Source organism: Acinetobacter sp. NEB 394, from assembly GCF_013374795.1.
Taxonomy (GTDB): Bacteria; Pseudomonadota; Gammaproteobacteria; order Pseudomonadales; family Moraxellaceae; genus Acinetobacter; species Acinetobacter johnsonii.
This window is the reverse complement of record NZ_CP055277.1, coordinates 1,248,781-1,261,855: the sequence shown is the minus strand read 5'-3', so window position 1 is coordinate 1,261,855 and position 13,075 is coordinate 1,248,781. Positions and strand designations below refer to the sequence as shown.

The 13,075-nt window shown below is 41.2% G+C and carries 10 protein-coding genes; 4 read left to right on the top strand and 6 right to left on the bottom strand.

Translation table 11 applies throughout. From position 1 onward, the window contains the following. Positions 1–57: 57 nt before the first annotated feature. The 5 genes from HUK62_RS05930 to HUK62_RS05910 all read right to left on the bottom strand — a co-directional run bounded on the left by HUK62_RS05930 (position 58) and on the right by HUK62_RS05910 (position 4,641). Positions 58–2,130, bottom strand: a complete 2,073-nt coding sequence (locus tag HUK62_RS05930) for a methyl-accepting chemotaxis protein (RefSeq protein WP_004981158.1) — start codon at positions 2,128–2,130, stop codon at positions 58–60. A gap of 50 nt (positions 2,131–2,180) precedes the next feature. Then, positions 2,181–2,717, bottom strand: coding sequence for a chemotaxis protein CheW (locus HUK62_RS05925; protein WP_004694490.1), 537 nt, complete (start codon positions 2,715–2,717; stop codon positions 2,181–2,183). A 5-nt stretch (positions 2,718–2,722) separates the two neighbouring features. Then, the gene (locus HUK62_RS05920) at positions 2,723–3,091 is read right to left on the bottom strand and encodes a response regulator (protein ID WP_004694491.1); all 369 of its coding nucleotides are present in this window, start codon (positions 3,089–3,091) and stop codon (positions 2,723–2,725) included. Between the two features lie 27 nt (positions 3,092–3,118). Further along, positions 3,119–3,502 (bottom strand): twitching motility response regulator PilG, encoded by a 384-nt coding sequence (gene pilG, locus HUK62_RS05915; protein ID WP_004694493.1) that lies wholly within the window; start codon positions 3,500–3,502, stop codon positions 3,119–3,121. 110 nt (positions 3,503–3,612) lie between these two features. Further along, entirely contained in the window at positions 3,613–4,641 is a 1,029-nt protein-coding gene (locus HUK62_RS05910) for a transposase (protein WP_176536921.1), read from the bottom strand. A 247-nt stretch (positions 4,642–4,888) separates the two neighbouring features. Here HUK62_RS05910 and HUK62_RS05905 point away from each other — a divergent pair, with 247 nt between their 5' ends. The 4 genes from HUK62_RS05905 to HUK62_RS05890 all read left to right on the top strand — a co-directional run bounded on the left by HUK62_RS05905 (position 4,889) and on the right by HUK62_RS05890 (position 11,651). Continuing rightward, on the top strand, positions 4,889–5,527 hold the full coding sequence (locus tag HUK62_RS05905; protein ID WP_078425398.1) for a hypothetical protein: 639 nt from the start codon (positions 4,889–4,891) through the stop codon (positions 5,525–5,527). A 57-nt stretch (positions 5,528–5,584) separates the two neighbouring features. Continuing rightward, on the top strand, positions 5,585–6,712 hold the full coding sequence (locus HUK62_RS05900) for an efflux RND transporter periplasmic adaptor subunit (protein ID WP_176537357.1): 1,128 nt from the start codon (positions 5,585–5,587) through the stop codon (positions 6,710–6,712). 20 nt (positions 6,713–6,732) lie between these two features. Further along, entirely contained in the window at positions 6,733–9,837 is a 3,105-nt protein-coding gene (locus HUK62_RS05895; RefSeq protein ID WP_176537356.1) for an efflux RND transporter permease subunit, read from the top strand. 95 nt (positions 9,838–9,932) lie between these two features. Next, entirely contained in the window at positions 9,933–11,651 is a 1,719-nt protein-coding gene (locus tag HUK62_RS05890) for a proline--tRNA ligase (RefSeq protein ID WP_176537355.1), read from the top strand. A gap of 58 nt (positions 11,652–11,709) precedes the next feature. On the opposite strand, the gene HUK62_RS05885 is transcribed toward HUK62_RS05890, so the two are convergent. After that, a complete protein-coding gene (locus tag HUK62_RS05885; RefSeq protein ID WP_176537354.1) occupies positions 11,710–13,062 on the bottom strand; it encodes a hypothetical protein in 1,353 nt (450 codons plus the stop codon). Positions 13,063–13,075 lie beyond the last annotated feature (13 nt).

The window sequence follows — 13,075 nt, the reverse complement described above, 5'->3', positions numbered from 1 at the left end:
CCTGATTTTGGTATGCCACTCAAGCAATGAGCAGCATACCTCCCCCAAAGCAAGCGCTTAATCAGGCAGTTTAAAGTCTGTTACAGACTCACGTAACGCTTCCGCCATGTTCGCAAGTTCAGAGACTGAACGTGCTGTATCGAACGTCGCAGTGGTGGTTTGTGAGGTAATTTCTTGTACGACATTCATCGTAGTTGCAATATGACCTGCAGACGCGGATTGTAGCTTTGCTGCATCCGAAATGTTTGCAATCAATTTCGCCAAATTACCCGATACGTTTTGAATCTCATCCAGTGCAACACCCGCATCCTTAGATAAGTTCGCACCGCGTACAACCTCAGACGTGGTTTGTTCCATCGAAATTACAGCTTCGTTGGTGTCGGTCTGAATGGTTTTTACCAGTGTTTCAATTTGTTTGGTTGCTGAAGCTGAACGCTCTGCAAGACGCTGTACTTCATCTGCAACTACGGCGAAACCACGACCTGCTTCACCTGCCATCGATGCTTGGATCGCTGCGTTTAAAGCCAAGATGTTCGTTTGGTCGGCAATATCGTTAATCAAGGCAACGATGTTACCAATTTCTTGCGAAGATTCACCCAAACGTTTAATACGTTTAGAGGTTTCTTGAATCTGCTCACGAATGATATCCATACCTTCAATTGAACGGTTTACAACGTTCGCGCCATTTGCAGCAATTTTTACTGAACGTTCTGCTACCACCGCTGATTCTTCAGCGTTTGAAGATACTTGGTCAATTGACATTGCCATTTCGTTAATCGCGGCAGATGCACCCGCAATTTCTTGCGCTTGGTGTTCAGATGCCTCGGCTAACTGGTTAGTAATCCCCTGTGTACTTGCCGTATATTGTGCAACCTCTTGAGAGGTTTCAGTAATACGCGATACAAGGTCACGTAATTGGTCAATTGCGAAGTTAATCGAGTCGGCAATTGCACCCGTGAAGTCTTCAGATACCGTTGCATATGAACGTAAGTCACCATCTGCAAGATCGGCAATTTCATCCAGTAAACGTAAAATCGCGTTTTGGTTACGGTCATATTCATCTTGTAGACGAGATACACGTTTTTTATCAGATTCGCCACGAAGTACGAGTAATTTAAATACGCAGAATAAGAAAGCAATCAGGGCTAGAATTAGACCTAAGGCAGGAATTGCAATCGCTAAACCTGTACCACCTGACAATTTGTTCAAATTGCTTAACAAAGCATCCGACTGTTCAAAAATCGATGATGACGCTTGGCGTACTTTAACGATTTGTGATGAGTTCTTTAAGACGGTTGCTGCTGCTGACTTCAGTACATCATCATATTCAGATTGAATACTGGTTAAAGAGTCACGCATTTCAGGGTCATTAATACGCTCTACACCTAAGTCCGCACTGCCATTTAACTGTGCGTTTAAATATGACGCGAAGGTTTCTGTATCTGAGCTAAAGTCATCCGCAGATTCACGTGAGTTGGCTGAACCGGTTAATACCGAACCAATTGAACGTAAAATACGTTCCGCAATGAATACTTGGTTTTTTGCAATCACGACTTGGTTGGCTGGCACATTTTGACGTGCCATTTGGTCAACCATTAAGTTGTATTCGGCCTGAATCCCAGGAATACTTTCACTAATCGCGATGTTGGTATCATAGAGTTGGTTAATGATTTTTTGTTGTGAGGCAATTAAATCAATATTTTCAGAAACTTTTTTCCACTGTGCATCTACTTCACGCAGTGCATCTGTACTCGCGTGAATATCTTTTACTGTTTCTAAATTTTCAGCAAAAGACTTTTGTGATTCTGTCAATTTTTTAATGGCTTCAGGTGTACCTGATGCTGTTGCTTCAGTTGCCTGACGCGAAATCGTTTGTGATAAAAGACGTAAATCACCCAAGCTACGGGTGAATTCGTTATTTCGAGGTACGCTATAGAATAGGTACAACAGTAAGAAAATTGCCAGTACGATACAAAATGCCGCACCCAAAATTAATGGCTTGGACTTTTCACTATCACCAAATACACGTGAAAACTGTTCCGTCTGTGATTGAAGTTTTGCTACTAAAGCATTTCCACCTGAGCGGTTACTGCTTCCATCCGTATTTTTCTTTTTAAGTTTAAAGCCCATGCAGCTTCTCCCCGATTTACGCCCTTATAATTTCGCGCGCGACAATGATATTAATTTATAAATTTTATAGATGCGTTCATATACTTTGGATTGTCTAATAAGCGACTGAATAAGAAAACATGCCATTGTTGGTTGTGTTGGTGAAAATACCCTTGGCAATATTCTTTTAAATTTCGATCTAAATCTTCGTGTTTAGAAAAGAAACTTTTCTTATTAAAGTGCTGAATCCCCAGAACTTGATCTACAACTAAACCGACATAGTGGTCATTGTGACTAATACAGAGTACTTTTTGAGTCGGTGAATACGCACTGCGATGCCCTGATACATAGTGCGCTAAATCGGCAACAGAAAGTAAACGTCCCCGAATATTGGCCAAACCCACAACCCAAGGTTGAGTATTTGGCACTAAGGTATATTTCGGAGGATAAATCACCTCTGCAACTTCACCTAATGGCGCAACGAAATATTGCCCCATCATCTCAAAAGCAATGCCCGACCAGCGGTTTACCTCATTTTCGTTTGAAACGTAGTTTTTATTACCACGTTTAGCAAGTCGAAGTAATTCGATAAATCCATTTGCTGCCATAGAGCTTATCCTGCGTTCAGGTGTTGCTTAATCACATCAATCAGTTGGTTTTCATCAACAGGCTTAGTTAAATAATCACATGCACCTTGACGCTTACCCCATACACGGTCTGTAGCCTGATCTTTAGTACTGACGATCACTACGGGAATGTGTTTTGTTGTTGCGCCACGCGCAATTTGACGGGTTGCTTGGAAGCCATTAACGCCTGGCATCACCACATCCATCAACACAAGATCAGGAAGTTCAGCTTGAGCCATGGTTACACCATCGGCACCATTCGACGCTTCAATCACTTCAAAACCGTGTTTCCCCAAAATTTCTTTAAAGCGGAATGTCTCTGTAGGTGAGTCATCCACAATTAAAATACGCGCCATAATTTCCCCCAATTACACTTATATTATTTATGCTGAAACGTGATTACGAATCGCATTTAATAATTCATCTTTACTAAACGGCTTTGTTAAATATTCATCTGAACCGACAACACGCCCTTTGGCTTGGTCAAATAGACCATCTTTGCTAGAGAGCATTACGACAGGAATATTTTGATAATTTTGTGAATTTTTGATTAATGCACACGTTTGATAACCATCTAGTCGTGGCATCATAATGTCGACAAATACGATATCAGGATTGGCTTGAGCAATTTTTGACAATGCGTCAAAACCATCGACTGCAGTCACCACTTCACAACCTTCGCGTTGCAATAATGTTTCAGCTGTGCGACGAATGGTTTTTGAATCATCAATGACCATTACTTTTAGATTCTGGAATTTATCGTCCATTTAATATGACCCTTCCCATTTTTAGAATGTTTGTAGAAACAGATTCGTAGACGCTTTACAAGTTACGTACACTTTTAACATATATTTACTTATATAGGACTTACGCAGTATTATTTATAGATTCTCTGTGGTAGCAGATGATTTTTATCGAGAATAAAGTCATCAATGAAGTTTTTGATCATTGGTCTAAATAACTTCTTCTGCCAACGATATACATTTTCAAAGATCCGCTCAAACTGGTTCTTTTGTATCTCAACGTAGGCCATCAAGGCTGAAAAAATATGATTCGAAATCAGTTTAGATCGTCTTACTTGAAACTTTTCAATATGACAAACCTGTTTAATCACTCGGTGATATTGTTCTATTTTCCAATGACTTGAATGTAATTCATGAAAACCCTCAAAGGACAATAAATCATCTTCATCTTGATGCACAATATAAAACCTCTGCTGTTCTTTTAACTGAGTCTTAAATAATTGTACAAAGCCAAAATCTTTAAGCCAGACCACTTGACCCTGATGGAAATTCGGCAATAAACGCAGTTGAAACCATTGTCCTTTTTCTGGGGAAACCTTACGGTTACAGTCGATACCAAACATAAATCGAATACCATATTTTCTTATGGTTTTTAGATTTGCAGTCGATGAATACCAACTATCACCTGTAATAAATTGAATCTTTGCACCCCAACTGAGTACTTCACTTAACATATCCATAAAGTAATCATTCTTGGTTTTACTTTCAGATTTGTCATAAATTCGGAAATTAATTGGAATATTTTGACCATTTTGATCTGTCGCATACAAGGTAATGAGATTAATACCCTTGACGGATCGGTGGTGTTTGCCTGACCAAAAATAGCTAACCAAGTCCATATGCTGACTATACGGTTTATCTAAAACAGTATCATCAATACTGACTATAAGTTTATTATTATCAATATGTTGAATTGCTTCTTGATATAGGTCGTGAGGTGTGTAGTCTTCACGCTCTAGAAAGCGATTTACACTATCATGCGAGATGTTATAAGTCTCGGCAAGTTGTGTGCAGCTAATAGAGTTCGGTTCTGTCATGAGAAAGCCCATATAAATGGGTAGTGTACAAGTTGCTGTAGAAGCATTTTTAATTCGTCTGATCACAGATACTTTATAAAGTATTTTAATACTTTTTTGAATCCGTCAATGCGTAAGTCCTATTATATTTTCAACGAACAGTTTCCGCATAAAACCACACTTCATCTTCTTTTTAAGAACGGCTTCACACTTTCGCATACCCGTCGATTTTTTTTTGACTGATTATATTTTTTATTCCTAAATTTACGACTAATATAGCACTATTTATTGCTTGTAAATAAGTAATTTAGTCAACTTTAAACTGGGGGTATCGATGCTTAGGGAGTTTAATCACAAACTTGCTTTGATCGTGAAAAAAAGGATGACTGCGAAAGTCATTTTGCTGGCTTTGCTAAGTTTGCAGACCATCTCGATTATGGCCGATCCACCTAAAGCGGTCTGGTATCGATATTACGACAGTAAAGGCATCGCGAACGTCAGTAGTAGTGTCACCCCCAACCATATTCGTTATGGTTATGAAGCACTCGATAGCAACATGCAAGTGATTCAACGGGCACGCCCATACAACGCAGAAAAAGATGCGCAATATGCGCCGCAACGTGCAGCAGCAGCCAAGCAACGCGAGTCAGATCTTAAATTAAAACGCGCTTATACCAACAGCCAAGTCGCCACTCAAAAACGCAATACTGCCCTTTCCTATATTTTAAAACAGATTAAGTTTCAGCAAGATGAATTAAAACAATTACAGAATGACCGTATCGGGTTCTTACGCCAAGAAAAAGAGAACATGCGTAAAGGCAAAAGCAATCCGAAACTACTCCAAGATATGATTGATTACAATTCCAAAAATATTGTGATGAAAAAAGAGCAAATACAATCGTTACAAAGTCACTATCGTAATACCAAGGCTGAATACGACAGAATTATTGCTCGTTTAAAAACACTTGAATAATCTGCGTCTTATTTACAGTGTGCTGACTTTCGCCGCTAGACCAAAGGATTTGACTCAATGCAGGCTGCACCATGTATAAAAACTAAATTAAGCCGCCAAGTGCTCCCTATTTTTAAACTCAGTCCGCTGTGTTTGTGCTTACTCCTCTCGGCCTGCCAAAAACAAGACGAGGCCACATCTCCGACTTCATCTACAGCTAAAATCGAGCTGATAGCACAAGACTTGGTTCAGTTCCAAGAAGGGCCTTCTATCCAACGTACCGCCTTTACTGGCACCATTCGAGCCGTCAACCAAAGTTCCATTCAGGCTCAAGTGACAGCGACAGCAACCGCAGTTTCAGTTCAAGTTGGACAAACCGTTCAAAAAGGGCAAGTGCTGGTTCGATTGAATAATCAAGATAATGCTGCGCGTCTTGCCCAAGCTCAAGCCAATCTTGCTTCAACCCAAGCCCAAGCCAATCTTGCAAAAAGCATGGTTCAAAGAAAAAAACGTTTACTCGATCAGGGCTTTATTTCTAAAGTGGAATATGAACAAAGCCTTGTAGACTATCAAGCTCAATTAGAAAATGTACGTGCGCAACAAGCCAATGTCGATATAGCCGAAAAAGCGGATCGCGATGGCACTATTTTAAGCCCGATTTCAGGAGTTATTACTCAACGTCAGGTAGAACCTGGACAAACAGTATCCGCAGGACAAACCCTATTTGAAATCATTGACCCGAGTCATTTAGAAATACAGGCCAAAATTCCAAGTGATCTACAAGCCGCTTTAAGTTTGGGAGAAAAAATTGAATATCAACTGCAAGGCAATCCGCAAAAACTGACAGCCAAACTTACTCGTATTTCCCCGATTGCAGATCCCGCAAGCCGTCAAATTGAGTTCTTTGCTCAGCCAATTGAAAGTATTAATTCATTGAGTATCGGGACCTTTGTAGAGGGTGACATACTTGGTTCACAGTCCATAACAGGCCAAATTATCCCGCTCGATACCATTCAGGATATACAAAACTCGCCTTATGTTTGGGTGATTCGCCAAAATAAAATTGAACGTGTTCACATAAAAGTCTTGGAACAACGCTATAGCAATAACAGCGCTGTAGTACAGAGACTACAAACTGGCGACCGTATCAGCCGTATAAAGTTTAATGAAAAAGATTTGCATCAAATGGTGACAATCAATCCATAAAATAAGAAAAGGTTGTTGCTATGTGGTTAACCCGTATTAGTGTGAAATATCCTGTTTTTACCATCATGATGATGTTTTGTCTGATGGTTTTAGGCTTAGCCTCTTGGCAAAGAATGGGTGTTGAAGAGTTTCCTGATGTCGATTTCCCCTTCGTCGTGGTTTATACCACCTATCCAGGAGCATCGCCTGAAACAGTTGAGTCTGAAATTACCAAGAAAATGGAAGACCAAATCAATACCATTTCAGGTTTAAAACAGGTCATTTCTCAGTCTAGCGAAGGCTTATCGACCATTATTGCTGAATTTGATCTCGATGTTTCTTCCGCTATAGCCGCACAAGATGTCCGCGATAAAATTGCACCGGTCACCGCTGAGTTTCGAGACGAAATTCAAGACCCAATTGTTGAACGTTACGATCCTTCTGCCAATGCCGTGATGTCAATTGTATTTGAATCACAAAACATGTCACTGAAAGAGCTCAGTTCTTATTTGGATCAGCGCATCGTTCCACAGTTTAGAACCGTTTCTGGTGTCGGGACAGTCAACTTGTTGGGTGATGCCAAGCGACAAATTCGCATACAGATTGAACCCCACAAATTACAAAGTTTTAGGATTGGTATTGACCAGATCATCAACACGCTAAAAGCTGAAAATGTCGAGGTTCCGGGTGGAACGTTGAAACATGGTAACAGTGAACTTGTGGTCGAAATTAAGTCTAAAGTGATTCATCCTTTAGCCTTCGGCGATTTGGTGATTGCCAATAAAAATGGTGTACCGATTTATTTACGCCAAGTTGCAAGCATTTCAGACAGCCAAGCCGAACTTGAGTCAAGTGCCTATTTAGATGGTAAAACTGCGGTTGCGATTGATATTTTACGCAGTTCCGATTCAAATGTGATTGACGTGGTCGACGGCACTTATGAGACCTTAGCAGATATCGAAAAACAGTTGCCTGAAGGCACCACAGCAAAAGTGGTGGTAGATTCATCCAAAGGCATTCGTAACAGCATCACCGATGTTGCACGTACGATTATTGAAGGTGCAGCACTTGCCGTTTTGATTGTCCTGCTGTTTTTAGGCTCATTCCGTTCCACTGCCATTACAGGCATGACCTTGCCGATTGCCCTCCTTGGCACTCTGACGTTTATTTGGATCTTTGGCTTTAGCATTAATATGATGACCTTACTGGCACTATCACTCAGTATTGGTCTACTGATTGATGATGCGATTGTGGTCCGTGAAAATATTGTGCGACATGCAGACATGGAAAAAGACCCGGTCACAGCAGCCCTTGATGGGACCAAAGAAATTGGACTCGCTGTTCTAGCCACCACCTTAACCATTGTTGCGGTATTCTTACCTGTGGCGTTTATGGGCGGTATTATCGGTCGCTTTTTCTATCAGTTTGGCGTAACCGTAAGTACTGCTGTGCTGATCTCCATGTTTGTCAGCTTTACTTTAGATCCAATGCTATCTGCACATTGGGCTGAAAAGCATAATCCACATAAACCACCCAATCGAGTCAAACGTTTCTTTAATTGGATTTCTGGCAAACTAGATAATCTCAGCCATGGCTATGAGAAATTACTCAAGCTTGCTCTACGCTTCCGACTCATCACCCTCATGGTTGCTGTGGCTTCGCTATTCGGTGCATTAGGCTTATCTAAACTAATTGGAACAGAGTTTGTCCCTGTTCCAGATAAAGGTGAGATCCGGATTAAGTTTGAAACACCTGTCGATGCATCTTTGGAATATTCACAAGCCAAACTGCTGCAAGTCGATAAAATTATTCAGCAGCACCCTGACGTTCGAGCAACCTATGCCGTGATTAATGGTGTTACGGATCGTGGTAAAAACCATGTCAGTATTCGCGTAACCGTTACACCACGTACAGAACGCAAGAAAAGCTTAACCGACTTAAACAATGAGTTCCGCCAACGCCTACAACAAGTGGGTGGCATTACCGTGACCTCAATTGCCTCCGCAGATGAAACGGTATCGGGCGGACAAAAGCCCGTGATGATTTCCATCAAAGGTCCAGACTTAGCCGAATTGCAAAAAATTTCAGACCGCTTTATGGCAGAAATTGCGCAAGTCAAAGGCATTGTCGACTTAGAAAGCTCACTTAAAGCCCCTAAACCGACTTTAGGCGTACATATTGATCGGGTCTTAGCCAGTGATTTAGGGCTATCGGTCAACCAAATTGCCAATGTCATTCGCCCACTGATTGCAGGGGATGATGTCACCACATGGCAAGATGACAAAGGCGAAACCTATGACGTTAACCTGCGCTTAACTGAAAATGCGCGTAGCTTACCTAGTGATGTACAAAACCTTTACCTCACATCGCAAAAAACAGATGCCAATGGTCAAGCTGTATTAATTCCCCTTTCTAGCGTTGCACATTTAGAGCAAAGTCTGGGGGCATCGCAGATTAATCGTCGCGATCTAGCAAGGGAAGTCTTAGTTGAAGCCAACACCGCAGGTCGCCCTGCAGGCGATATTGGTGCAGATATTAAAAAAATTGAAGACAACTTTGATCTTCCTGCAGGTTATAGCTTTGATACACAAGGTTCAAACAAAGACATGGCTGAATCTGCAGGTTATGCCATGACCGCAATCACCTTATCCATTGTGTTTATTTATATTGTGCTAGGTTCACAGTTCAATAGCTTTATTCACCCTGCGGCGATTATGGCTTCCCTGCCACTATCATTGATAGGGGTATTTTTAGCGCTCTTCTTATTTAACTCCACTATGAACTTGTTTTCTATTATCGGTATTATCATGTTGATGGGGCTGGTGACCAAGAATGCAATTCTATTGATCGATTTCATTAAAAAAGCCATGGATCACGGCGTTGATCGTTATCAAGCGATTATTAATGCGGGTAAAACACGTCTACGCCCTATTTTGATGACTACTAGTGCTATGGTGATGGGCATGGTGCCTCTGGCTTTAGGGCTAGGTGAAGGTGGTGAACAAAGTGCACCGATGGCACATGCAGTGATCGGCGGTGTCATTACATCGACACTACTAACCTTGGTGGTGGTTCCTGTGATCTTCACCTATTTAGATGACTTTAAGAACTTTATGCTGCGTCAAGTACGTAAAATCATGTCATAATAATCAACATTTTTCTGAGGTGGTGTCGACATGCCTCCTCATTTTTTATCGTATAATCTTTGACTTTCAAAGTTTAAAATTTTAGGACAGTTTCCATGCGCGCGAGTCGCTTTTTATTTGCAACGTTAAGAGAAACCCCAAATGACGCAGAAGTGATTTCACATCAACTAATGCTACGTGCTGGGATGATTCGTAAATTGGCTTCAGGTTTATACACTTGGCTGCCGATGGGCGTTCGCGTATTAAATAAAGTTGCAGCGATCGTTCATGAAGAAATGAACAATGCAGGTTCACTCGAAGTCCTGATGCCCGTAACTCAGCCAGCGTCTTTGTGGGAAGAATCTGGTCGCTATGTCCAATACGGTCCTGAATTGCTTCGTTTCAAAGACCGCCATGGCAACCCTTTCGTACTTGGTCCTACCCACGAAGAAGTTATTACCGATCTTGCGCGTAATGAACTCAAAAGCTATAAACAATTGCCTGCAAACTTCTATCAAGTACAAACCAAATTCCGTGATGAAATTCGTCCACGTTTTGGTGTAATGCGTTCACGTGAATTCATCATGAAAGATGCTTATTCTTTCCACGCAAACCAAGAATCACTGCAAGAAACCTATGACATCATGTATGGCGCGTACTGCAAAATCTTTAGCCGTTTAGGTTTAGATTTCCGTCCAGTACAAGCCGATACAGGTTCAATTGGTGGTTCAGGCTCACATGAATTCCACGTGTTAGCATCAAGTGGTGAAGATGATATCGCCTTCTCGACTGAATCTGACTATGCGGCAAATATTGAAATGGCTGAGGCCATTTTAGTCGGTGAACGTGCAGCGCCAACCAAAGCATTAGAAGTTGTCGATACACCAAATCAAAAAACCATTGCAGATGTCTCTAACTTCTTAAAATCTGATCCTGCACACTCTGTAAAAGCCTTGTTAGTGCAAGGTATTGCAGCCGAAGAAGGCCAAGCAACACCGGTAGTGGCATTGTTCTTACGTGGCGATCATGAGCTAAATGAAATTAAAGCCGAGAAGCATCCGCGCATTGCATCACCATTAACTTTTGCAACAGAAGAACAACTTGCTGCACTGGGTTTAACCGCTGGTTTCTGTGGACCACAAGGCTTGGTAGAAAAAGGCTTAACGGTCATTGTCGACCGTGCTGCATCAGTACTGTCTGACTTTGTTGCGGGTGCAAATGAGGTTGATAAACACGTGACTGGTCTAAACTGGGAACGTGATGCACAGTTCACCGAAGTTTATGACTTACGTAATGTGGTTGAGGGTGATCCATCTCCAGACGGTAAAGGTACGCTGCAAATTAAACGTGGTATCGAAGTGGGGCATATTTTCCAACTCGGTCAAAAATACTCAGAAGCTTTGGGCTGTAAAGTCCTAGGTGAAGATGGTAAACCATTTACGGTAACCATGGGTTGTTACGGTATTGGTGTAACACGTGTAGTTGCCTCTGCAATTGAGCAAAACTTTGACGAAAAAGGCATTATTTGGCCTATGGCAATTGCACCGTTTGAAGTTGCCATTGTGCCTATGAATGCACATAAGTCTCCACGTACTTTAGATGCAGCTGAAGCCTTATATGCTGAACTCACGGCAGCAGGTTATGATGTTTTACTGGATGATCGTAACGAACGTCCAGGCGTGAAATTCTCAGACCTTGAGCTTACAGGGATTCCTCACCGTATTGTGATTGGTGAGAAAGGCTTAGATGCTGGTACTTTTGAATATAAAGGCCGTCGTGATGCTGAATCTGTAAATATTTCTAAAGAAGAGTTGTTGGCGAAAATTGCAAAATAATTCATTTTAGAATGAAAAATCCCGTGTATATCGCGGGATTTTTTATTAGATCATATATCTAACAGAACTTTAAACCACCGTAGCAGTTTGATCTAAAGTTTTGCCCTTGTAAGCTTAAATTGGTCAGTGGAAAATCCAAAGTCGTCGTATTCATTGGAACATTCCCAACAACTAAGGCAGAACCACCGACACATCCTGTTAAAAGATTACCGCAATTTCGAGGATTGTCCGTTAGATCTTTATTAATACCCGCAATGGTTTGTTTTAATACTTCATTGGTAATTGCCACTTTGGTCGTTGGGCTTAAGCTACCCAGTTCGACTTCATCTTCCATTGCCAGCCACCAACCTTTATTCGCACCAACCGCAGCACCCGTCCATAAAATATCTTGGGACTGCAAGGATAATGATGCAGGGTTGTTTAAATACAGTGCATGAATTAAGCCTAAACTTTGATTGACTGTAATATCTGTTTTAAGCCCCGTAATATTGCCGGACACCTGTTTATCTAAGTTTAAAAAACCGAGTACTTTAGCTGTTAATTGTCCACTAAAATCAATTTGCCCAACAGTACCCGTCCCTTTTAAAGTTACATCCTTCATTCGAGTCCCCGACACAACTGTCGAATTAATCGTAAAAGGCGCTGTAGTCGAAGATAAATTTAAATTATAAGTATCAGACGTATATGAAATATCATAACAAGGGTCTAAAAAACCACCTACACAAGTTGTCCCAGAACTACTTCCGAGTAATCGTCCTTGCACAATACCATTCATAGTTAATCCTGTATCCGCAAAGGTCATGCTACGAGCTGCTGTCACTGCAGTACCTGATGCAGTTTTGGTTTTCATATATCCACTAAAGGTATTAATTCCATTGGGTATCGCATTATTATTTGCATCTACATCATTATTGGTACCTAATGTCATCAAACCTTTAATCTTTTCAGCACTGACACGAAAACCGAGTACTTCACGTGTTGCGGCTGAAGTCGGGTTTTTAATGGCAAACTGAATAAATGGATTTGTGATTAATGCCGAAGTTGCTGCACGCTGATCCGATGTATAGTTCGGGTCATCAGGCAGTCCACTTAAAGAAATATGATCGATATCGATATCACAACTGTTCGCTCGAATTGAATTATTGTCACCACCACATCCGAGTTGAAGCTTTTTAATATTGGCATTCAGCTCCAATTCGGCACTTAGAGCCAACTTATAAAAACCAATGTTTGATTGATTATATGTTTTCCCTTGTGCATCGGTTGTATTTGTACCCTGCTGAAACTCTAGGTTCATCAAAGACTGACCTTCGACTTCTGACAACTCCTCGTCATTTAAAGCGGTCATCGCATAACTTTGGCTCAAGCCTAATGTCGCTGTAATTAGAATTGAAATTAAAGACTTATTCATTTTATTTATTCCT